The organism is Paenibacillus sp. LC231, assembly GCF_001860525.1.
In the GTDB taxonomy this organism is placed as follows: domain Bacteria; phylum Bacillota; class Bacilli; order Paenibacillales; family Paenibacillaceae; genus Paenibacillus_AQ.
Map to the genome: position 1 here is coordinate 319,792 of NZ_JFOM01000044.1, position 20,831 is coordinate 340,622.

The following is a 20,831-nucleotide window of genomic DNA, read 5'->3' on the forward strand; positions in this document are numbered from 1 at the left end:
GGATTATGTTTGAATAGGTTGATTTTACCAATACGTGTTGTGATAATTATAGTGAAATGCTCGGGAAAATCAACATAGAATTACATTATATCCCATAATTATTTTGAAATTTGTATATCAAATGCCTGGTTTTGGATTAAGGGGCTTCACCGTTGACTTTAAGGGTTAATGTAACTATGATGGTTACATGATATGATAGTCATCTGAAGATTTGGTCCGTCAGGAGGGGTCACATGAACATAAGCAGCCGATTTGCAGTGGCCATTCATATTCTCTCCGTGCTGGAGATGAATAAGGCTGGCGTCAGCACCTCAGATTATATCGCGGAGAGTGTGAACACGAATCCTGTGGTTATCCGGCGTATCGTAGGCATGCTGAGCAAAGCGGGCCTGGTGGAGGTTAAACCTGGCGTAGCGGGAGCGAAGCTGGCAAAGCAACCGTCCGAGATTACGCTTCTGGATATTTATCATGCCGTTCATGTCGTGCAGGAGGATTCCTTGTTTGGCATTCATGAGAATTCGGACACAAAATGTCCTGTTGGCAAACATATTCAAACGGCAATTGTCCCGGTTTTTTCAGCGGCCCAGAAGGCCATGGAGAACACGCTGCATGAGGTGAATCTGGAAGAGATTGTCCGGAAAATTGATGCCTCTGCGAATGGAACATCAAGTGAATAAGCCAAAATCATACGCTCAATCCTTATGTAGGATGGGCGTTTTCTTTTGGTTAACTGTTGGCGACTCTTCGATGTACTTGTAAATTACTGGGTTTGACAACAAGGATGTCCTGTAACTATAATGATTACAAGCAAGGTGTAACTGATTTGATTACAAGTTGAACCTGACGTTGACCTGAATATATGGAACGAACTAACCACAACATTCAAGGAGTGAGAATATGACAGCCATTATACATCCATCCACAAAGCTTGGCCCCGTCTCTCTGCGGATCAGTAATCTGGCACAATCTGTTCGCTTTTATACAGAAGTCGTCGGGTTGAAAATGCTTCGCCAGCATGGCCGTGTTGCCGAATTGACGGCAGACGGCAAACAGCCGCTGCTGATTATAGAGGAAATTCAAGATCTGGTGAGACCGCAGACCCGGACGGCAGGTCTGTACCATTTTGCGATCCTGGTTCCGAATCGGGAATCGCTCGGGCTTGTGCTTGCCAATCTGATTGCGCATAACATTCCTGTCGGTCAAGGCGATCATTTGGTCAGCGAAGCATTGTACATTAATGATCCGGACGGAAACGGCATCGAGATTTATGCCGACCGACCAAGGGATACCTGGAAGCGTGATGCCAATGGGGAGTATGTGATGACTACCGACCCTGTCGATGTAGAAGGACTGCTGGCTCTCTCCAAGGACAAGGAATGGTATGGACTCCCTGAAGAGACGGTTATCGGGCATGTGCATTTCCACGTGTCCAACCTGCATGATGCCCGCGTATTTTATTGCGATGTTCTTGGGTTTGAGCTGACAGCCCATTACGGCGGCGCTGCGTTGTTTATTTCTGCGGGAGGATACCATCACCATATCGGGCTCAATGTTTGGGCAGGATACGGTGTTCCGAACACACCACGGAGCGCTGCGGGGATGGAAGATTATACGATTGAGCTTCCGAGCTATGAGGAGCTTGAAGCGGTAACCGGCCGTATCCGTGAGGCGGGACTGCGCCTGGAGCAGCGCGATGGCGTCTGGGCCGTTCAAGATCCTTTGGATATCTGGATTCGGTTGGTTGTTGCTTAATATAATTTAAGATAAAAAGCCTGTCCGCGATGATCGTGGGCAGGCTTTTTTTATGAGAAATCTCGGTTATCTCTAAGTTATATCTGGTCTAATTCTCCCAGCGTACGAAGCATGAACTCCAAGATATTCGGGATATCTCCCATCTGTTCTTCGTTGATTCTACGGGGAAAGCGAAGCTCGATCGTGTTGTGAAGCGGTACCGGATCATCGCTGTAGGTGTACCGTATCGTTTGCAGCGGAGGCAGCTCCGGATTCCATATCTCCTTTATGATCTGGGCAATAGCCGGACACGCTATGGAAGCATCAGCGATATGTTTATAAAAGCGGAGCTTCAGCTCGCAGGCTGGCTGGCCTTCCGGAATTTCCAAGATCTCGGCCGCCAAATCCCGGAGCCCGGTCTCGAGGCAAATTTCGGCTGAAGTTGTGGATGGCGCTGCCAGCTCGAACCGGAGGCTAAAACTTTTGGATAACGTGGCCATATCCAGGAGATCCTTCCGATCGGTAACACGAATGATTTCATCGAGGTTATCGAGATCATAGACCGCGTTTTCGATGCCAACCTTTAAATTTTCGAATATCGTCGGGTCAAACATGAGGCACATCCTTTAAACGTCATAATGTCGTATATACGATTGTGGATAATATATCACAATTCAGCTGCTTAAGGGGAGCATACTAATGTATAAGATGGGACTCTCTGCGTGATTTCCTTCGTTTTATAACAGTATTGCCAAATGGTATCATCGTTGACTCGCAATCGGCTCCAATCTGGTATAACGGAAAAATCGTAGGGGCAGCAAGATTGACCTGCGGGTAAAGATCATGATAGGATGAAACACAAAATACAGTAAAATATATTTTACCGGTAAAATGTATGGAGGTGTTAAAATTAAAATGACTGGTGTTTATAGAATTAAAACTCATGAACAGCTCAAAGCGATTGCCGATCCCCTGCGCACCAAGATCCTGATGAATCTCGTGAAAGATGCCTACACCGGACAGCAGCTAGCCGAGGTACTGGACATTACGCGGAACAATATTTACTTTCATCTGAAGGAGCTGGAGAAGCACGGCATCATTCACGTGGTCCGGAAGGAAGAGAAGAACGGTATCGTGCAGAAATACTATCGCGCCGTCGCAAGCCGTTTCATTCCGGAGGATCATTTGCTGCCGAGCCTGGATTTGGTGGAAACATCCAGACAGGTATTTATGGAGACACTCGATGTTACCCGGACGAAAATCGAAAGCGCGCCGGCTTCTTCTTTTGCCTTGGACAGCACAAGCGAACACTATCGAAAAAACATGGCAGGGACCTACCGTTTTCATGCAACAAAGGAGAGCTTCCATGCTTTTGTGGACGAGTTCAAGCAGCTCATGAATAAACACTTTACGATGGAGAAGGCCGAAACAGGCCATACGCATGTGTCCACGGAAGAGAAAAATTACTATATGTCGTTGATCGCATTTCAAGATGATCAGGAGGATATCACCATTCGATAATCCTTGATGGGGGAGTCGTTACATATGGAAAAAAATCAATATAACGTCGTTATCGATGATGCATGGTTTACCGTATCGCAGCTGGATGAGACCACGTTCGCGATCAGTGAATACGGACATTGGGAGAAGGTGCATTCGTTTCTGTTGATCGGAAGCGAGCGTGCCGCATTGATTGATACGGGACTTGGCATCGACAACATGAGGCGGATGACCGATCAGCTGACGGATTTACCTGTTGTGGTGCTAACCACGCATGTTCACGCGGATCATATCGGCAGTCATGGGCAGTACGGAGAGATTTATGTGCATGAGGCTGAGGAGGACTGGCTCGTCAGCGGGATTAAGAAGCTGTCCATTGAACAAATCCGTAAGGACATTTCACGCGATATCACGAGGCCGGTACCGGCTTCCTTCGATCCGGCAACCTATACCCCTTACCAGGGGCAGCCGACCGGTATTCTAAGGGATCGAGATGTCATCGAGCTGGGCGGGCGGAGTCTGGTTATTTACCACACACCGGGCCATTCGCCCGGGCATATCGCGGTATTTGATATACACCGGGGTTACTTGTTCACAGGGGATTTATTGTATGACGAGACGCCGATATATGCTTTTTATCCAACGACAAGTCCGGAGGATCTCGTAAACTCGCTGGAGCGGATCGCGAATCTCGATGGTGTAAAGCGCATCTATGGTTCTCACAATACACTTGGGCTGGATCCGGCATGGCTGGTCGTGGTCAAAGAGGCGGTTCAAGAGCTGCGGGAAAAAGACCTTGTCCGATTTGGAACGGGCATTCACCGGTTCAACGGATTTTCGGTTCAATTTTAGCACCGTTATCCGGTTGCTTCTCCGGCAAGCAAGCGCCATGGGAAGAAATGAAAAGCCTTGCACCGAGGGGTGCAGGGCTTTTTCGATCCCTAATTTATTTCGAGGCTAGCGGAAGGGTGTAGAAGTTAAAAGCCTTATCCAGCAGAGCACAGGCCTCTTGACGAAGCAGCAGCTGCTTGGATTGAAATGGACGGAGTCGTCTTTTTGGATACGGGTGTCCGGATCAACGAATCCACTTCCGATAAGCGCTTCAACCTTGTATGCCAAGCTGGGCGTCCGCAACCGGGACGAAGCGATAGAAATTGCAAATCAGGCCGGGCTCCTATGAGCCCGGCCTGATTTCTGATTTTTGCATATTCCTGCATCAAATCCGTTTGATGGCAGCGTATCGGAGTGCATACCATCAGTAACTGCGGTCCATGTTTTTACCGTAATAAATTTCGTCCATCTCCAGTTTGATGCGCTCGGTGATTTTCTGCTGCTCGGCTTCGGATAGCTTATCCTTCGTGTAACCGAACAGATAGTTGTCCAGATCAAACTGCTTCAGCTTACACTTGGTGTGGAAGATGTTCTCCTTGTATACGTTAACGTCAATCATATCGAACAGCTCCTTGGCCTCGTCCGGAATGTAGTTTTGAATGGAACTGATCTCATGGTCGATAAACAGCTTGTGCCCGTGAATATCCCGCGTGAAGCCCCGAATTTTATAGTCGATCGTCATAATATCCGTATCAAAGGAGTGGATCAGGTAATTTAGGGCTTTCAGGGGTGAAATCTCCCCGCAGGTTGACACGTCGATATCGGCCCGGAAGGTGCTGATTCCCTCATCGGGATGGAATTCCGGATACGTATGGACGGTAATATGGCTCTTGTCGAGCTGAAGGTTTACATTCTCCGGCAGCGGCCCCGGCGATTCGTCATAGGATTCCTCAGGAACCTCTACGACAGGGCCCTCGGATACAAGCACCGTTACGCTGGCGCCTTGCGGGATATAATCCTGCTTGGCAATGTTCAGGACATGCGCTCCGATGATTTCGGCCACATGGCTTAATATTTTTGTTAGCCGATCCGCGTTATACTGCTCATCAATATATTCAAGGTACGCCTCTCGTTCTTCCCGGGTTTTCGTATAGCAGACATCGTACATATTAAAGCTGAGCGATTTCGTTAGGTTATTGAACCCGTGCAGGGTAACGCGTTGTTCTGGTGTCATATCCATATGAATTTCCCCTTGTGTCGTTAATATATCAGTTCGAGTACCTATTATTTCCGAAACCAGCGATTCCTAATCTGCCCATGCCTCACCTTCGGAATTAACATTAATATGTTCTTACCCGGATCGGGTTTAACATTAACAGAGGGTCAAGGATGATAGAGACAAGTATCGGCTGCTCCAAACTCAAAAAAGGTCAACCGGTAATCCCCGGCTGACCTCAAGACGAGAAGGACACCTGCTACATGCAGCATATCCTTCGAGCGTGTATATGGACTTCACTTCGTATTGCCGATACCATGGTCCTTCTCAAACGGCATGATTACTCCGTAAATTCCAGCAGTTCAATTACATTGCCAAAAGGGTCCCGGATTGCGTTGTATAGACCGGGAGGGCACGGCTGCGGTGTATCAAAGATGACCTCTACACCCTGCGATTTGTAGTTCGCAATCGCCGCGCTTACATCAGCCGTCTCAAGTCCGATAATAACCTGAGCTTCATGCGGATAATCGGTTTTCGTAGGACGGTCGCATTTTTGCAGAACAAGGGAAACGTCTTCATGTTTCAAACTGATGATCTGATCATCATACACCTTGGAAATTTCGAATCCCAGAATATCACAATAAAATCGCGTCGCTTGATCCATATCACTTACATTAATCGATAGAACACAAAGATTGGGCATAGTTCCTCTTCTCCTCTAATCCATGGGTTGTCTTACTGGCAGCATAGAATGCCTTCACCGGATTCGATGCTGGATTTTAAGCTGGCGAGCATGCCCTTCCATGCATCCACATGCCATTCTCGGGCTTGCAGTGACGCTTCGGTATCCTTCCAGCCCGTATGCTCTAAGGTAATTCTCGTGCCGCCGTCCTGTTCAGGTCTAAAAGACACCTTGACCTCAGTTAATTCCCCCTGATTCATCGTTTCCGCAAAGGGATCGGGTCCTTTCCACTCAAACACGAGGGTATGCGGCTCATCATATTGCAAAATGGTACAGCCCGCGGTGCACATCGATTCACGATTAGCGGGGTTAAAATAAAGCTCGAATTTCCCGCCCGCCTTCGGTTCAATTTCCGCAGCCGGCGCAAACCATTCGGTTATCCTCGCAGACTCCGTCCATGCTCGCCAGAGGAGCTGCACGTCGGCCTGAATTATGGTTTCTTGAATAATGGTCATGTCTATTCCTCCAAACATATCCTGCTCATCGTTCCGTAATAACGCTTCCAGCAATTCCATTATAAAGGGATATGCGATTCAAAAATTCTTCTACCTTGCGCTGTTATTTCCGATCCTTCTCGAACAAGAGCAGAGGTAGATTAACAACAATCGGCGGGTCGTAGGGCAGAGGCTCGCGCAAGGTGATGTTTACGGCGAGATCGGTTTCTTCGTCGATATGGACAGGCTCCTCCCGCTTGCCTCGCAAGGATTTGCTCAGTAGAAAATAATCCCGGGGATTGAGGCTCCAGGGGATGCCCGCTGCCAGCACATAATACGTTCCGGTTGGTATGCCGGTTAAAGTACAGGTCCGGTTCTTGAGGTTGACCGCCGTACCGGACACGGGCTTCTGATCAGGCACGGGTCTTGGGAACAGACCAACGTAAATCATGCCGCGGAACGCCTCGGGAGCTTCGATCCGGCAATGAATCCGGGGCAGAGCATGTCTTTCTTCTTCTGCCCAGGTTAATGGCTTGTGTTCATATTGATTCACGTAACGATGCAGAGACTCCGTGGTGGTGCGGAACTTTTTTGGAGACAGGCCGACAAATTGCTTAAAGCGGGTATTGAAGGTGCCGGGACTTGCCAAACCGATGCTCATTCCGATTTTTACGAGCAGGGAAGGACTTTGAAGGAGCTCGATTTTGCCGGATTCAACCCGGAGCGCGGACAGGTATTGCCTGAGCGATATGCCGGTTACTCGCTTGAATACTCTGGAGAAATGGTAGGGACTGTATCCCGCAAGATCGGCGAGCTGCTCGGTCGTCATGGGCTCGTCCAGATGCTCCTTCATATATTGAATGGTTTGATTTACGGCTTCCGTATGTGCGTCATTCATTAGGATCACCAACTTCAATTTTTGGGCTCTACATGATAGCATGCCTTTTTCCACATTTATGAAGTTCTCTTCGTCGAATGCAATTTCCTTCTACGATTCGGTTGCCCATTCATGGAAAGGCCGTTAAACTTAAAGGATACAGGCTTTTCGAAACGGAAAACCAAGGAGAATTAAGGAGTTTTTATCCATGAATGTGGAAACAAATGATAGAGAATCGATGAATATGGATACAGCGCGGGATTATCTGCAGAAATATTACGGCTATCCTGATTTTCGGGAGGGCCAGAAAAAAATCGTCGGCAGTCTACTGGCGGGTCAGGATACGCTCGGGATTATGCCGACGGGCGGAGGCAAATCGATCTGTTATCAGATCCCGGCGCTCCTGTGTCCGGGTCTTACGTTGGTTGTATCGCCTTTGATTTCCTTGATGAAGGATCAGGTGGATGCCCTTACGACAGCGGGTGTGGCCGCTGCCTATATCAACAGCACGCTCAGCGGTAAGGAAGTGAACGAGCGCATACGTGCGGCCAAGCGCGGAGAATTGAAGCTGTTATATGTCGCCCCGGAACGGCTTGAACTGGATTGGTTCCGGGAGGAGATGGCAGGTCTTGACATTTCGATTGTGGCTGTCGATGAAGCTCACTGCGTATCCCAGTGGGGGCATGATTTCCGGACCAGCTATCTCTCGGTGGCTCCTTTTGTTAAAGGGCTCCCGAACCGTCCGATCGTGGCGGCCTTTACGGCCACGGCCACGCCTGAAGTTATGGAGGACATGCAGCGTCTGCTGCGACTGGAACAGCCGCAGGTGTTCGTAACGGGCCTTGGGCGCGACAATCTGGAGATGTCGGTGCTTCGCGGTGAGAACAAGCGGGAGTTCGTTCTGGACTATGCGGCCTCGCATACCCACCAGCCAGGAATCATCTATGCCGCCACTCGCAAAGAGGTCGATGATTTATGCCAGCGCCTTCAAGCTAAGGGGCTTCTAGCGGGTCGATACCATGCCGGCATGAGTGACGCGGAGCGGGCGGAGAGCCAAGAGGCTTTCCTCTATGACGATATTCGCGTTATTGTAGCAACGAACGCGTTTGGCATGGGGATCGATAAATCCAACGTCCGGTATGTCATTCATTACAATATGCCGAAAAATATGGAGTCCTACGTGCAGGAAGCGGGTCGCGCCGGACGGGATGGCGAGCCCAGCCAGTGCATACTGCTGTTTAGCGCCCAGGACATCATGACCCAGAAATTCCTGATTGAACAAAATCCCCAGGAGGGCGAGCGCAAGCAGAACGACTACCGGAAGCTGCAGCAGATGATCGATTACTGCTACACCACAAGGTGCCTGCGCAGCGCGATGCTGGATTATTTCGGGGAAGAGCACGAAGATAAGCCCTGCGGTACGTGCAGCTCCTGTACGGATGACCGGGAGCTTGTCGATATCACGGTGGATGCGCAGAAAATTTTCTCATGCATCCACCGGATGCGCGAACGCTTTGGCGTGTCCACGGTCGCCTCCGTGCTGAAGGGCTCGCGGGCAAAAAAAGTGCTGGAGTACGGCTTTGACCGCCTTCCGACCTATGGCGTGATGTCGAATCGGACCGAGAAGGAGATATCCGAGACGATCAATGTGCTCATCTCGGAAGGGTTCCTGGCGCTGACGGAAGGCCAATACCCTGTCGTGAAACTGCAGAGCGAGGCCGCCGATGTGTTAAAAGGCCAGCGCGAAGTGATGCAGCGCGTTCCGCGTCCTTCCAAAGCCGCAGGCAGCCAGCGAAGCGGCAGCCGCCGCGATTATTCGCCGTCAGCCGTCAACGAGACGGTGTTTGAGCAGCTGCGTTTGATTCGGCGTGAGCTGGCAAGCAAAGAGCATGTGCCGTCCTACATCATTTTTAATGACGCAACCTTGCGTGAGATGAGTGTGGTTTGCCCGCAGAGTGAAGATGAGATGTTGAATGTCAAAGGGGTCGGTGAGGTGAAATTCCGTAAATACGGCCGTCCGTTCCTGGAATTCTTCCTGAATGGTCAGAGTGCGTCGAATGACGGGGACGATCTGTTTGACTATGAAGAATAGGCTTGCATGACAGGCGGAAATCATGGCTTTTTCCCGTTCCATCACTCAGAATATACCGTTCGGTTAATAAATTTACATTACGTAGAAAGAAAGTGGACCCTACCATGAAAGTCATACTATCAACCTTGAATGCTAAGTACATTCATACCTCCTTAGCCATTCGCTGCCTGAAGGCATACAGCGAGAAGGATTTCGATATCGAACTGACGGAGTACACGATTAAGGACCCTGTGATGAATATCGTCTCCGACCTGTTCCAGCGCAAGCCGGATGTGATCGGATTCTCCTGTTATATATGGAATATTGAAGAAACGATTAAAGTGATCGATATCGTGAAGAAGATTATGCCGGAGGTCACGATCATATTGGGCGGACCTGAAGTATCCTACGATACGGAGTATTGGATGAAACGGCTGCACAATGTCGACTTTATCGTCATGGGTGAAGGCGAGGAGACCTTCCATCATTTGCTGCAAACGATTGAAGGGGATCGGAAGTATCATTTCGTTTATGGCGTGGCTTACCGCAAACAGGACGAAGTCATTGTGAATCCCGGAAGACCGAAGAGCATTCTGGCGGAGCTGCCTTCCCCGCATCGTTTTCCGGAGGATATCCCGCATCTCGGGAAGCGGGTTGTCTATTTTGAGACCAGCCGGGGCTGTCCCTTCAGTTGCCAGTTCTGCCTGTCGAGCATTGAGGTGGGGGTTCGCTACTACGACATTGAACGGACTAAGGCGGATATTCTCTACCTGATCGAGAACGGAGCAAAATTGATCAAGTTCGTAGACCGCACCTTTAACATTAAGCGGGATTACGCGCTTGAAATGTTCGAGTTTCTGATCGAGAATCATGGCGGCTGCGTATTCCAGTTTGAGATCACCGCGGATATCATGCGTCCCGAGGTGCTGGATTATTTGGCGAAAAATGCGCCTCCCGGCATTTTCCGGTTTGAAATCGGGGTGCAGTCGACCAATGATCCGACAAACGAGCTGGTGAAGCGTCGCCAGAATTTCACCAAGCTGTCGCGCACGGTGACCATGATCAAGGACAGCCGCAAAATCGATCAGCATTTGGATTTGATCGCAGGCCTTCCGGAAGAGGATTACGATACATTCCGCAAAACGTTTAACGACGTATTTGCGCTTGGACCGGAGGAGCTGCAGTTAGGCTTCCTGAAGATGCTCCGCGGAACCGGGCTGCGGATCGATGCGGACAAGTATAATTACACCTACATGGATCATGCTCCGTATGAGATCCTCGGCAGCGACGTGCTTCCGTTCTCGGATATCGTCCGATTGAAGAGACTGGAGGATGTGCTGGAGAAGTATTGGAATGCGCACCGGATGGATCACACCCTGAATTATTTGATGAAGCATGAGTTTACGTCGCCGTTTGATTTCTTCCAAGAGTTTGGAGACTACTGGGAAGGACAGGGCTGGCAAAAAATCGGCCATCAGCTCGAGGACCTGTTTACGCGTTTAACGGCTTTCCTTGAAGATCGGAAGACCCCGCATATGGACGTTGTCTCCGGTCTCATGAAGTTCGATTATTTCCTGGGCCATAAGTATAAGCCTCGGAAAATATGGTGGGATCATACCCAGGATAAAGCGCAATGGACCGCCAATGTCCGCAAAATCGTAGAGGAGCCTGCGGCCCTGTCCGACGGTTTTGCCGATCTGGGGATCACGGAGCGCGATCTGCAGAAACATGCGATGATCGAGGTGCTGCCATTTAACCTCAGCGATGCCATCCAGGGTGGCACTGGACTCCCGGACAGCTCGGACCATGCAACGATGCTGTTGGTGTTGTATCAGCAGAACGAAACAGGACAGCCGCAGTACTACACGATGCCTGTGGAGTTAGCGAAGCAGGCAAAGTAGAGTTAGCGAAGGACAACTCCTTACCGGAACTTGATGTGAGCGGCTTGCCGTTTTGGCGAGATAACTTTCTTCTAAGGATCATGGATCGGTAGGGACTCATAGGGACTGATTGGATTGAAGCTGTGATCACGCCCCCTTTCGTATCATTAACGGACTGTAACCTGGGCGTCCCGGAATAAAACACCCTGAGGATCGGTATTCTAATCGCATCAACCGATGAGGAGGGGATGTTTATGAACGGGAAACAGATGGGGCGGGAACAGCATCCGCAGGATGAGCCCACCATTGCGCCGGGTATGGAAACCAATGATGATCTGCGCGAAGAGGCTACGGAGGATGAAGTAGACCATGGCGAGTACACCGAGGTCACGCAGCTGATCATCGATCGCACGCCGAACGAGGAAGAGTAAGGGGCTGGGCTTTCTGTTAAGTAGGTTTACTTACTTGACGAATAGCTTGTCGAATTAAAAAGGGTTTACATTTACTAAGGATGGATATGCACAGCGTCACAACAGAGAAGGGGGTGTCCCAAAAGGTTAATCGACCTTTTGGGACACCCCCTTATTAATTCGTCCTGCATCATTCTTTTACATACGCGTTTCGATTCTCGCGGCGTCTCTAGTCCCATGCGATTCCGAGGTGTGCCGTTCTAGCCAGTCGAGAACATGTGCCGCTACTTCATCCCGGTTGATTTCATGCAGCATTTCGTGGCGGCCGCCGGGATACAAACGGTATTCAAGATCCTGGATGCCATGTTTCCGGTACATTTCGATCAACCGCTGTACGCCTTTACCGCGGTGTCCGACCGGATCATCCTCGCCCGAGAAAATGTAGACCGGCTTATCCTTAAGAAGGCATTCCATCAATTGAGGTTTATGGATCTGGGATAGCAGCTTGAAGAAATCACGGAAGAAACGAGCGCTGCATACCTGACCGCAGTAGGGGTCGTTGATATACTTATCCACTTCCGTTTCATCCCGGGATAACCAATCGAATGGAGTGCGAATAGGGCCGAAACCTTTGTTGTAAGGGCCGAACACGATGGCGTTCAGCATCAGACTCCGGTGCGTGTTTCCTTGAAGGCGCATTTGTGCCGCTGCCAGATTCAAACCGAACGCCAGCAGTCCCTGTGGACCATTGGTGCCGGACAGAATGAATCCGTTGAATAATTCGCCGTTCGAACACATGATCTTTTGGGTCAAAAAAGACCCCATGCTGTGACCCATCAAGTAATGTGGAACACTAGCATGGCGCTTTTTAAGCTCGGAAGCAAGAAGCAGCAGGTCTTCAATCATCCCTTCGAATCCGTCTTCCCCGGCATCGCCGAGAAGTGTAAGGCCGGACGTTTGTCCATGACCCCGATGGTCGTTGCAGTACACAGCGTAACCGTGTGCTGTAAGCAACTCGGCAAGCTCCTCGTATCGTATGCCGGTTTCGCACATGCCATGCGCAATTTGCACGATGGCACGAACGGGATGGTCCGGCTCCGGCAGCCATTGATATACAAAAACATGCATGCCCTGCGTATTCAGCATCGTAAACGTGTCGGTTTGCATTTCAGGCCTAACACCTCCACAAAAACGAATGGTTTATTTCAATACTTTATACCCTGTTTATGGAAGATATGAACGAAGAACCGTAGATTGCCCGTCCAGCGTATATGCACCCAGGTTAGCTGGCAGCAGGAAGCATTGTCCGGACGTATACTCAATGGAGCCGTTATCCCAGCTGAGGGTTCCTTGACCATCGCATACCACGACGATCGTGAAGCTTTCCGCGGAAGTGGACAAGGACCAGGCACCGTTAACAACGCCTTTCTCGACAACAAAATAGGGAGATTTGGCAAGCTCAAGCCATTCTCCAGGCGCGGTTCCTTCCGTGCTCATCGTGGTCGCGCCGGATCCTTCATAGGCCGTCACATTCAAGGAGTCCTCGATATGAAGCTCGCGCGGCTTACCGTCAAGGCCTGGTCGATTATAATCGAAAATCCGGTAGGTTGTATCCGAATTTTGCTGAATTTCCGCCACTACAACGCCAGCACACAGGGCGTGCACCGTACCGGCAGGTATGTAGAACGTGTCTCCGGCTTTTACGGACACTTCTTGCAGCTGGTCCATAACCGTGCCGTCTTCCATGGCTTCTTTCAACGTCTCACGGCTAACGCCTTCCTTCAGACCGTATATGATTTTGGCGTCCGGCTTCGCATCCAGCACATACCACATTTCAGTCTTGCCCAGCTCGCCTTTCGGAAGCCCCTCGTAGTCATCGGTCGGATGCACCTGAACGGAGAGGTTGTCATTGCAGTCAAGCAGCTTGATCAGCAGGGGGAAACGTCCGTTAACCTCGGAGAATCCTTTGCTGCCAAACCACTCCCGTCCAAATTGCTCCCGAACCTGATCCAGGCCGCGACCGGCAAGTTCACCGTTCACAATGCTGGTCGTGCCGTTCGGGTGGTCGGCGATCATCCAGCCTTCTCCGATATGTCCTTCAGGAATATCCAGGCCGAATTGCTCCAGGGCACGGCCACCCCACACACGCTCTTTAAATTCGGGTTGGAACAATAATGGATATGGTTTTGTCATAGTAATCATCTACCTTTCATCATGTTTGGAATATTCTATGGATGTAAGTGCGGGACCTCTCCTAGAACTTATATCATATCGGCTTCTTCCGTTCCAGTGCAATGAGATATGGCGCTTCGGAACGCTGAAGACCACGATACAATATCGTTTGCACCTTGTGCGGGGGCAATTCCGCCGCCCAGGCCTGCACGGCGTCCGCTTCGGCATCGCCGCCTTTATGGCCCGGGTACAGCACGATGGTGATAATGCCGCCGGGACGGAGCAGCTCGATGGCTGCTTCCAGAGCCGTGAGTGTGCTGGCGGTTTCCGTCATGATCCGTTTATCTGATGAATCTGCCGGAAGGTAACCGAGATTGAACATGATCGCACCCATACGGCCATGCTCGCACTCAGGTACGCATTCTCCCATAAGGGCATGGCTCTGATGGTGAAGGGTAACCTCCGCAAGGGTGCCGGGCGGTTCCTTGTCCAGCCGATCACGAGTCAGCTGCAGCGCCTGTTCCTGAATATCAAAAGCGTACACCTTGCCCTTTGATCCTGTGCATTTGGCTAGATACAGCGTATCGGCCCCGGTTCCCGCCGTCGCATCCAGCGCAATGTCTCCAGGCCGCAGCCTTTCGGACACCAGCTTGTGAGCAAAACTCAAAACCGAGAGGAAGCCCATCAGGATCCCCCCCACAATTTACCCTGCCATGTATCCCGGCGCTTGAGCTCGGCGTCAATGCCGTTAAGCACTTCCCACTTCTTGAGACTCCACGTCGGCCCGATCAAGAGATCCCGTGGAGCGTCTCCCGTCAGACGGTGGACGATCATTTCGGGAGGTAAAAATTCCAGGCTATCTACGATAAGGCTGATATATTCGTCCTGTTCCAGGAACCGAAGCAGCCCCGCCTCATATTGCTTCACCATCGGCGTCTTGCGCATGAGGTGCAGCAGATGGATCTTGATTCCCTGCACATCCATCTTGGAGACCGCGCGGCCGGTGGCGAGCATCATCTCATGGTCCTCTTGCGGAAGACCATAAATGATGTGTGTGCAGACACGGATGTTATGCTTGCGCAGCTTTTCGACCGCTTCCAAATAACATTCGGTATCATGGGCCCGGTTGATCAGCTCGGAGGTGGCATCATGGATCGTTTGCAGGCCCATTTCCACCCAGAGATAGGTTCGCTCATTCAGCTCGGCCAGGTATTCCACGACGTCGTCAGGCAAGCAATCCGGGCGTGTAGCGATCGATAAACCGACAACGCCCGGCTGCTGCAGAATGACTTCATAGTACTCCCGAAGCTCCTCTACTGGAGCATAAGTGTTGGTATAGGCTTGGAAATAACCGATGTATTTGGCGCTCGGCCACTTCTGGTGCTGCCGGTCACGGATTGTGTTGAACTGGGTTACAAGATCGTCCCGCCGTCGTCCGGCAAAATCACCGGAGCCGCGGGCGCTGCAGAAGGTGCACCCGCCCTTGGCAATCGTGCCGTCGCGGTTCGGGCACGTAAAGCCCGCATCCAGCATAACCTTGAATACTTTTTCCTGGAATTGGCTGCGCATCTCGTAATTCCATGTATGAAATCGTTTGTCGCCCCATAATGTTGGGGCGGGTCTAAGTGATGTACTCATGTGTGCTCCTTTATAGCCGCATAAGATGAATAGAGACAGGGATAGCCGTGCCTCAAAGTATACATGTGTTACTTAACTTTTACTTAAGCAGATATGTCCATTGTAACAAAAAATAAAACTTTGCGTTATATACAGGTCTTCATGCCTAATTAAGATGTTGTTACTTGAATGAATTGCATATAATTGGTATATTTAAAGTAGAAAAATAAAAATATGATTCAAGCAATTTTGGCATGGGTATATATCGGATAGGATTCATATTTGTGTGACGTCATGGATACAATAATACCGTGAGGTGATTACGAATGAATTCATCGACAGTAAAGAATGACAGTAGAGACAAAATCGCTGTGGAGCTTACCCCGAACGAAGCTTTAGCCCTTACTGGCGTGGAGTTTAACTCCGATCAGGACGTGAAGGCTTCGGCACGTCGCAAGATTCGGGCCGCCTTTGAGAAGACGTTTGATTTTACGTCCAATGAAAGGTAGACTATTCACAGTTTAACCATCGCGGAACCCCAATTCCAAATATAAGAAAGAGGAACCTAAGCCTTTGCGTTAAGCAGAGTATAGGTTCCTTTTTCTATGGGGCCTTTACTTTTGGGATTAACTTCGTCACAATAAATGCAGTATCGGGATATCATTCTAAATTTACTTGGAAAGTTTCGGAGGTATGACATGCGTTTACGCGGAAGAAAAGGTATACGGGAAAATCTGGAGCAGCAGGAAGACCTGGTCGTTTTGGACCCCGGTCAATATAGAGGGAAATGGGCTTCATTATTTGGCAATGACCTTCCGATCCATGTCGAGTTCGGCATGGGCAAAGGCCAATTTATAAGCCAGATGAGTTACAAGCATCAGAATGTGAATTTTATCGGGGTGGACATGTACGACGAGCTGATTCGCCGCGCAAGCGAAAAGGGACGCAATGTCTGGGCTCAGGACGGTGTCGATACCCCGCCGAATTTGAAGCTGGCGCTGTTTAATATCGAGAATGTCGAGCAGGTTTTTGAATCCGGCGAGATCGAACGTTTATATTTAAACTTCAGCGATCCGTGGCCAAAAGCCAAGCATGCCCGCCGTCGTTTGACGCATCCGCGTTTTTTGGACAAGTATTCCCAGATCCTGAACGAGCGCGGGGAAATTCATTTCAAGACCGATTCGGTTACGCTTTTTGAGTTTTCCCTGAATGCATTTGCCGATTATGGTTTGCAAATGACGAATATTTCGCTGGATCTGCATCGGGACGGACTGAACGAAGAACACGTGATGACTGAGTACGAGACGAAATTCGTCGGTCAAGGTATGCAGATACATCGCTGCGAGGCCATCGTTGGCAAGGAAGCACTTGCTTCCTACCATGAGAATCGTCTTGAAAAATACGGTAAATAACGTCTATATGGTAGAGTTTCTCCGATGATAGCGCTTGCATCTATTATAATAGTAGGAAATCTATCAATTCGATGACGTGTTTGCGGAAACGGCGCAAAAAAAGGTGTGCTCCCTCATTAGGAGTACACCTTTTCGTTTTCCAGCATGTCGATGATGCTGCGGGCGCTTTGCATCGGATGGAATCGTTCGATGTCTCGCAAATTTTGCGCCCGTTGCTGTTGGATTACGTCGTATTGATGAAGCAGTTTGTTCATCCAGTTGGCAATAACCTCCAGCGAGTGGATAGGCTCGCCCAATCCTTGCGCGGTGAAGTATTGGCAGTTCTCTTCTTCCTGTCCCGGAAGAGGCTGATGAAACAGCATCGGGATTCCTTTGGCCAAGCCTTCTGTGCATGTCATCCCGCCTGGCTTCGTAACGAGCAGGTCGGACACCTCCATCAGCTTGTCGATCTCGCGCGTAAAGCCCAAAATCCGGATGTTCGGATGCCGGAACCGGGGGTTGTTCTCCATCTCCTCGCGTCCCTCGTCGTTATTGCCGAGGCAAAATATGATCTGGACTTCGTCGCGCCATCGGGTCAGAAATTCATGCACCACTTCATCATTCATGATGCCCCAGCCTCCGCCCATTACAAGCACGGTAGGCATATCGGACAGATGAAATCGTTCCCTGATTTCCTTCTTGCTCGGATGCGTCCAGAAGTCGGGATGGATCGGAATGCCGGTAACCTGAATTTTGGCTTGGGACACCCCGCGATTGAGCAGCTTTCGCCTCACCTCCGGCGTGGACACGAAATATCGGTCGACCTCTGGACTGATCCATGTATCGTGAGCATCATAATCGGTAATAACGGTACACAGAGGCACATCGATGCCCAGTCGTTTCAAACGCGAGATGACCGCACTCGGTATAAAATGGGTACACACAATGATGTCGGGTTTGAGCTGTCTAACCACGTTTTTGGTGCTTGTATAGAACATTCGGTGAAGTGCTAAAGCCGTAAAGCGATTAAAGGACTTTTGATGGCGATACATGTACCCGACCAATCTCGGGCGAGTTGTAATCGTCTTTCTGTAGGCCGATATGATCAGTGGAGCGATTTTAGGGTTCAAGAAGCTCCCGAGCTCGAGAACTTTGGTCTGTACGCTAGGAGATAACTGGCGCAGGCTGCTGGAGAGTGCATGAGCGGCCTGTGTATGGCCTGCACCGAACCCTTCAGATAACAGCAAGACTCTTTTTTTAGCCACTACTTTTCACCCGTTCTGCAGCGTTATTCTTTAACTTTAACATATCGACTTTGGGAAAAGAAATCAACCGTTCTCCACTTATGTTTCAGGGACTTTGGTCCCGGAAACGGAAACTTTATTCGGCAAGCTTCTCGCTGGCGCCTTGCTACTTAAGGAGTTAGTCAGCTGCGCGCATTTTGTAGAAAATCAGGGTCCGTGGTCTTTTGACTTGAGTATGAGATGCCGCTACAATGATTCAAACGGACATCAAAAAGTTTATTAGAGAAAGAGCATTGAAAAACGGAAACTTTTTGGGTGTCTGTTGCGTTTATTTATTGGCGGACAAGTCGAAAAAGAAAAAATGGGCAGCCAAGAGAAATAAAAAGCAAGGAAACGGATGAAAATAAGAACTAAAGCCGTTTGAAACGAAGCTTGCTGGCAAACGACATTGCAAGCTGAGCTCTTTTACGAAGTTTTTCCGTAAATTAGAGCATTCCACGGTTTTGACAAAAGATTCAAAAGTGTGGAAAATCGTGTATGACGTGCGAAGTTGCCCCGCGGCACCGAGGCTACTAGAAGGACAGACACAAGTCACAGGGTCATAGCAACAACAAAAAAAAGCGAAAAACTTAGAGAGAAAAAAATAACAAACATTCTCGGGTTATAAAAAGGGGGTAACGGAGAATCATGACAGACGCCATCTTTATCGCGCTCCAACTATTCTTGGCCGCGGTGGGTGTGTACCAGTTCGTATTCTCTTTGTTTGGTCTGGTCAAAAGAAAAAAGAAACAACAGTTTGAACCCAATAAATCATTTGCAGTGTTAGTTGCTGCGCACAACGAAGAACAGGTTGTCGGTGCATTGATGGAGAACCTGAAACAGCTTGATTATCCGAAACATCTGTACGACGTATTTGTCATCTGCGACAACTGTACAGATCGTACTGCAGAGATCGTCCGTGCCCACGGGATGAACGCATGCGTGCGCACGAATCAGAATCTGCGAGGCAAAGGTTATGCCATCGAGTGGATGCTGAAAGAGCTCTGGGCAATGCCGCGCCAGTATGATGCGGTTGTTATGTTTGACGCGGATAATCTGGCCGCTCCGAATTTCTTGAACGAAATGAACAATGATCTATGCTCTGGAGCAAGAGTTATCCAGGGATATATCGATACCAAGAATCCTGAGGATTCCTGGATCACTGCCTCTTACGGGGTGTCTTACTGGTATATCAACCGCTTGTGGCAGCTTTCCCGTAGCAATCTGAACATGGCGAACTTCCTCGGCGGTACAGGAATGTGCTTTGAGACCAATCTCTTGAAGGAGATCGGCTGGGGCGCAACCAGTCTGGTTGAGGACTTGGAGTTCACGATGCGCAGCGTTATGCGCGGCGTGTATCCGAAGTTCAACTATGACGCGAAGGTATTTGACGAAAAGCCGCTTACGTTTAAGGCTTCCGCCAGACAACGTCTGCGCTGGATGCAGGGTCACTTTACGGTTGCCCGCCGTTATTTCTTCCCGCTGCTGTGGCGTGCCATTAAAGAACGCAGCCTCGTGAAGCTGGACTTGGCATTGTACGGAGTCAACGTTTACATCGTACTGCTGACTTTCTTGTTGACGGCCATCATATGGGTTGACAGCTCATTCTTCGATGGTCCGAATATCGCGAACCTGTATGGATATTTACCGCTCTGGCTTAGCTTTACAGCGATCGCAGCGAATGTGTTCACGTTCATGATCGCGATGATTCTGGAGAAGGTGAAATACAAGAAAGTGTATATGTATCTGGTGCTGTTCCCGATTTACCTGCTGTCGTGGTATCCTATCACGGTGTATGCGTTCTTCACGCAGAACAACAAGCAGTGGAGTCATACGGAGCATACCCGGGTTGTACGCCTTGAAGAAGTTCAAAGCAAACAAGGCTAATCCAATATTTATATTGCATCTGTGTTGACAGAAGATAGGATGACCTGTTATACTATCGTAGTCTGTTAAACAGAATATCTGATTGCAAGCAGAAGCGCCGCTTCTCACCTGACCGACGTGTGTTGGCTGGTTTGATCACGAAATCAATGAATGGATTTAACTTCATTTGTGAGATGAGTATCAAATAGGGATGTCGGTGATTAACCCGTCATCCCTTTATTTTTTTTGCAAACAGGAACAACAAGTAATTTGGAGGTGGAGGACTATCAGTAAGGAACATATGATCAATGACGAGATTCGGGCCAAGGAAGTACGTTTGGTTGGTGCCGAAGGTGAGCAAATCGGGATCAAGCCGATTCGTGAAGCACTGCAAATGGCAATTGATCTCAATCTGGATCTGGTGAACGTGGCCCCTCAGGCGAAACCGCCGGTATGCCGCATCATGGACTACGGTAAATTCCGCTATGAGCAGCAGAAGAAAGAGAAGGAAGCACGTAAGAACCAGAAAATTGTGGATATCAAAGAAGTATGGTTCCGAGCCAACATTGAGGAGCATGATTATCAAACCAAGCTTCGCAATGTCGTTAAGTTTTTGAAAGACGGCGATAAAGTGAAATGCTCCGTGCGTTTCCGTGGTCGTGAAATCACCCATGCTAACATTGGTCAGAAGATTTTGGAGCGCGTGAAGGTGGAAGTGGCGGATCTCTGCGTCATTGAACGTCAACCGAAATTGGAAGGCCGCAGCATGATTATGATTTTGGCTCCAAAAGCCTAAGAGAAATTAGAGGA

The 20,831-nt window shown here is 49.5% G+C and carries 22 protein-coding genes; 12 read left to right on the top strand and 10 right to left on the bottom strand.

Going from position 1 to position 20,831, the window contains the following annotated elements; genetic code table 11:
* Window positions 1-233: 233 nt before the first annotated feature.
* Together AK95_RS25125 and AK95_RS25130 are read left to right on the top strand one after the other, a co-directional pair.
* Window positions 234-677: an Rrf2 family transcriptional regulator gene (locus AK95_RS25125; protein ID WP_071222650.1), complete on the top strand. Its 444-nt coding sequence runs from the start codon at window positions 234-236 to the stop codon at window positions 675-677.
* 220 nt (window positions 678-897) lie between these two features.
* On the top strand, window positions 898-1,752 hold the full coding sequence (locus AK95_RS25130; RefSeq protein ID WP_071222651.1) for a VOC family protein: 855 nt from the start codon (window positions 898-900) through the stop codon (window positions 1,750-1,752).
* Window positions 1,753-1,829: 77 nt separating this feature from the next.
* Here AK95_RS25130 and AK95_RS25135 read toward each other — a convergent pair whose 3' ends face one another.
* Window positions 1,830-2,345, bottom strand: a complete 516-nt coding sequence (locus AK95_RS25135; protein WP_071222652.1) for a hypothetical protein — start codon at window positions 2,343-2,345, stop codon at window positions 1,830-1,832.
* A gap of 301 nt (window positions 2,346-2,646) precedes the next feature.
* On the opposite strand from AK95_RS25135, the gene AK95_RS25140 reads away from it, so the two are divergent.
* The 3 genes from AK95_RS25140 (at window position 2,647) to AK95_RS34320 (ending at window position 4,411) form a co-directional block, all read left to right on the top strand.
* A complete protein-coding gene (locus tag AK95_RS25140) occupies window positions 2,647-3,252 on the top strand; it encodes a winged helix-turn-helix domain-containing protein (protein WP_071222653.1) in 606 nt (201 codons plus the stop codon).
* Between the two features lie 24 nt (window positions 3,253-3,276).
* Window positions 3,277-4,083 carry an MBL fold metallo-hydrolase gene (locus tag AK95_RS25145; protein ID WP_071222654.1) on the top strand — a complete coding sequence of 269 codons (807 nt, stop codon included), beginning with the start codon at window positions 3,277-3,279 and terminating at the stop codon, window positions 4,081-4,083.
* 157 nt (window positions 4,084-4,240) lie between these two features.
* The gene (locus tag AK95_RS34320; RefSeq protein ID WP_162487648.1) at window positions 4,241-4,411 is read left to right on the top strand and encodes a hypothetical protein; all 171 of its coding nucleotides are present in this window, start codon (window positions 4,241-4,243) and stop codon (window positions 4,409-4,411) included.
* Between the two features lie 75 nt (window positions 4,412-4,486).
* Here the strand turns inward: AK95_RS34320 and speD are convergent, their stop codons facing one another.
* The 4 genes from speD to AK95_RS25165 all read right to left on the bottom strand — a co-directional run bounded on the left by speD (window position 4,487) and on the right by AK95_RS25165 (window position 7,352).
* Window positions 4,487-5,302, bottom strand: a complete 816-nt coding sequence (speD, locus tag AK95_RS25150) for an adenosylmethionine decarboxylase (protein ID WP_071222655.1) — start codon at window positions 5,300-5,302, stop codon at window positions 4,487-4,489.
* 316 nt (window positions 5,303-5,618) lie between these two features.
* Window positions 5,619-5,981: a VOC family protein gene (locus AK95_RS25155; protein ID WP_071222656.1), complete on the bottom strand. Its 363-nt coding sequence runs from the start codon at window positions 5,979-5,981 to the stop codon at window positions 5,619-5,621.
* A gap of 32 nt (window positions 5,982-6,013) precedes the next feature.
* On the bottom strand, window positions 6,014-6,475 hold the full coding sequence (locus tag AK95_RS25160) for an SRPBCC family protein (RefSeq protein WP_071222736.1): 462 nt from the start codon (window positions 6,473-6,475) through the stop codon (window positions 6,014-6,016).
* A gap of 103 nt (window positions 6,476-6,578) precedes the next feature.
* Complete coding sequence (locus tag AK95_RS25165) at window positions 6,579-7,352, bottom strand: AraC family transcriptional regulator (protein WP_071222657.1); 774 nt, start codon at window positions 7,350-7,352, stop codon at window positions 6,579-6,581.
* Window positions 7,353-7,539: 187 nt separating this feature from the next.
* Here AK95_RS25165 and recQ point away from each other — a divergent pair, with 187 nt between their 5' ends.
* From recQ to AK95_RS34610, 3 genes are all read left to right on the top strand, one after another.
* On the top strand, window positions 7,540-9,423 hold the full coding sequence (gene recQ, locus AK95_RS25170; RefSeq protein WP_071222658.1) for a DNA helicase RecQ: 1,884 nt from the start codon (window positions 7,540-7,542) through the stop codon (window positions 9,421-9,423).
* Window positions 9,424-9,527: 104 nt separating this feature from the next.
* Window positions 9,528-11,303 carry a B12-binding domain-containing radical SAM protein gene (locus tag AK95_RS25175; protein WP_071222659.1) on the top strand — a complete coding sequence of 592 codons (1,776 nt, stop codon included), beginning with the start codon at window positions 9,528-9,530 and terminating at the stop codon, window positions 11,301-11,303.
* Between the two features lie 233 nt (window positions 11,304-11,536).
* A complete protein-coding gene (locus AK95_RS34610; protein ID WP_201259429.1) occupies window positions 11,537-11,713 on the top strand; it encodes a hypothetical protein in 177 nt (58 codons plus the stop codon).
* 177 nt (window positions 11,714-11,890) lie between these two features.
* Here AK95_RS34610 and AK95_RS25180 read toward each other — a convergent pair whose 3' ends face one another.
* The 4 genes from AK95_RS25180 to mnmL all read right to left on the bottom strand — a co-directional run bounded on the left by AK95_RS25180 (window position 11,891) and on the right by mnmL (window position 15,502).
* Window positions 11,891-12,859 carry an alpha/beta hydrolase gene (locus AK95_RS25180; RefSeq protein WP_071222660.1) on the bottom strand — a complete coding sequence of 323 codons (969 nt, stop codon included), beginning with the start codon at window positions 12,857-12,859 and terminating at the stop codon, window positions 11,891-11,893.
* A 57-nt stretch (window positions 12,860-12,916) separates the two neighbouring features.
* The gene (locus AK95_RS25185; protein ID WP_071222661.1) at window positions 12,917-13,885 is read right to left on the bottom strand and encodes a type I phosphomannose isomerase catalytic subunit; all 969 of its coding nucleotides are present in this window, start codon (window positions 13,883-13,885) and stop codon (window positions 12,917-12,919) included.
* A 73-nt stretch (window positions 13,886-13,958) separates the two neighbouring features.
* On the bottom strand, window positions 13,959-14,549 hold the full coding sequence (gene mnmM, locus AK95_RS25190; RefSeq protein WP_071222662.1) for a tRNA 5-(aminomethyl)-2-thiouridylate-methyltransferase MnmM: 591 nt from the start codon (window positions 14,547-14,549) through the stop codon (window positions 13,959-13,961).
* Window positions 14,549-15,502, bottom strand: a complete 954-nt coding sequence (mnmL, locus tag AK95_RS25195) for a tRNA modification radical SAM protein MnmL/YtqA (protein WP_071222663.1) — start codon at window positions 15,500-15,502, stop codon at window positions 14,549-14,551. Before mnmL ends, mnmM begins: the two co-directional genes overlap by 1 nt.
* Window positions 15,503-15,807: 305 nt before the next feature.
* Here mnmL and AK95_RS25200 point away from each other — a divergent pair, with 305 nt between their 5' ends.
* Together AK95_RS25200 and trmB are read left to right on the top strand one after the other, a co-directional pair.
* The gene (locus AK95_RS25200; protein ID WP_071222664.1) at window positions 15,808-15,990 is read left to right on the top strand and encodes a hypothetical protein; all 183 of its coding nucleotides are present in this window, start codon (window positions 15,808-15,810) and stop codon (window positions 15,988-15,990) included.
* Between the two features lie 189 nt (window positions 15,991-16,179).
* Window positions 16,180-16,893 (top strand): tRNA (guanosine(46)-N7)-methyltransferase TrmB, encoded by a 714-nt coding sequence (trmB, locus tag AK95_RS25205; RefSeq protein WP_071222665.1) that lies wholly within the window; start codon window positions 16,180-16,182, stop codon window positions 16,891-16,893.
* A 116-nt stretch (window positions 16,894-17,009) separates the two neighbouring features.
* On the opposite strand, the gene AK95_RS25210 is transcribed toward trmB, so the two are convergent.
* Window positions 17,010-18,137 carry an MGDG synthase family glycosyltransferase gene (locus tag AK95_RS25210; protein WP_071222666.1) on the bottom strand — a complete coding sequence of 376 codons (1,128 nt, stop codon included), beginning with the start codon at window positions 18,135-18,137 and terminating at the stop codon, window positions 17,010-17,012.
* 666 nt (window positions 18,138-18,803) lie between these two features.
* On the opposite strand from AK95_RS25210, the gene AK95_RS25215 reads away from it, so the two are divergent.
* On the top strand, window positions 18,804-20,042 hold the full coding sequence (locus tag AK95_RS25215; protein ID WP_071222667.1) for a glycosyltransferase family 2 protein: 1,239 nt from the start codon (window positions 18,804-18,806) through the stop codon (window positions 20,040-20,042).
* A 280-nt stretch (window positions 20,043-20,322) separates the two neighbouring features.
* The gene (gene infC / locus AK95_RS25220) at window positions 20,323-20,817 is read left to right on the top strand and encodes a translation initiation factor IF-3 (protein ID WP_071222668.1); all 495 of its coding nucleotides are present in this window, start codon (window positions 20,323-20,325) and stop codon (window positions 20,815-20,817) included.
* Window positions 20,818-20,831 lie beyond the last annotated feature (14 nt).

Bases quoted from the DNA above. Each gene is read 5' to 3' on its own strand.
- AK95_RS25180 (WP_071222660.1), bottom strand. From the start codon at position 12,859: ATGCAAACCGACACGTTTACGATGCTGAATACGCAGGGCATGCATGTT.
- mnmL (WP_071222663.1), bottom strand. From the start codon at position 15,502: ATGAGTACATCACTTAGACCCGCCCCAACATTATGGGGCGACAAACGA.
- AK95_RS25135 (WP_071222652.1), bottom strand. From the start codon at position 2,345: ATGTTTGACCCGACGATATTCGAAAATTTAAAGGTTGGCATCGAAAAC.
- AK95_RS25185 (WP_071222661.1), bottom strand. From the start codon at position 13,885: ATGACAAAACCATATCCATTATTGTTCCAACCCGAATTTAAAGAGCGT.
- AK95_RS25125 (WP_071222650.1), top strand. From the start codon at position 234: ATGAACATAAGCAGCCGATTTGCAGTGGCCATTCATATTCTCTCCGTG.
- AK95_RS25160 (WP_071222736.1), bottom strand. From the start codon at position 6,475: ATGACCATTATTCAAGAAACCATAATTCAGGCCGACGTGCAGCTCCTC.
- recQ (WP_071222658.1), top strand. From the start codon at position 7,540: ATGAATGTGGAAACAAATGATAGAGAATCGATGAATATGGATACAGCG.
- AK95_RS25215 (WP_071222667.1), top strand. From the start codon at position 18,804: ATGACAGACGCCATCTTTATCGCGCTCCAACTATTCTTGGCCGCGGTG.
- AK95_RS25200 (WP_071222664.1), top strand. From the start codon at position 15,808: ATGAATTCATCGACAGTAAAGAATGACAGTAGAGACAAAATCGCTGTG.
- speD (WP_071222655.1), bottom strand. From the start codon at position 5,302: ATGGATATGACACCAGAACAACGCGTTACCCTGCACGGGTTCAATAAC.
- AK95_RS25165 (WP_071222657.1), bottom strand. From the start codon at position 7,352: ATGAATGACGCACATACGGAAGCCGTAAATCAAACCATTCAATATATG.
- mnmM (WP_071222662.1), bottom strand. From the start codon at position 14,549: ATGGGCTTCCTCTCGGTTTTGAGTTTTGCTCACAAGCTGGTGTCCGAA.
- AK95_RS25175 (WP_071222659.1), top strand. From the start codon at position 9,528: ATGAAAGTCATACTATCAACCTTGAATGCTAAGTACATTCATACCTCC.
- AK95_RS25130 (WP_071222651.1), top strand. From the start codon at position 898: ATGACAGCCATTATACATCCATCCACAAAGCTTGGCCCCGTCTCTCTG.
- AK95_RS34610 (WP_201259429.1), top strand. From the start codon at position 11,537: ATGAACGGGAAACAGATGGGGCGGGAACAGCATCCGCAGGATGAGCCC.
- AK95_RS25140 (WP_071222653.1), top strand. From the start codon at position 2,647: ATGACTGGTGTTTATAGAATTAAAACTCATGAACAGCTCAAAGCGATT.
- infC (WP_071222668.1), top strand. From the start codon at position 20,323: ATGATCAATGACGAGATTCGGGCCAAGGAAGTACGTTTGGTTGGTGCC.
- trmB (WP_071222665.1), top strand. From the start codon at position 16,180: ATGCGTTTACGCGGAAGAAAAGGTATACGGGAAAATCTGGAGCAGCAG.
- AK95_RS25145 (WP_071222654.1), top strand. From the start codon at position 3,277: ATGGAAAAAAATCAATATAACGTCGTTATCGATGATGCATGGTTTACC.
- AK95_RS25155 (WP_071222656.1), bottom strand. From the start codon at position 5,981: ATGCCCAATCTTTGTGTTCTATCGATTAATGTAAGTGATATGGATCAA.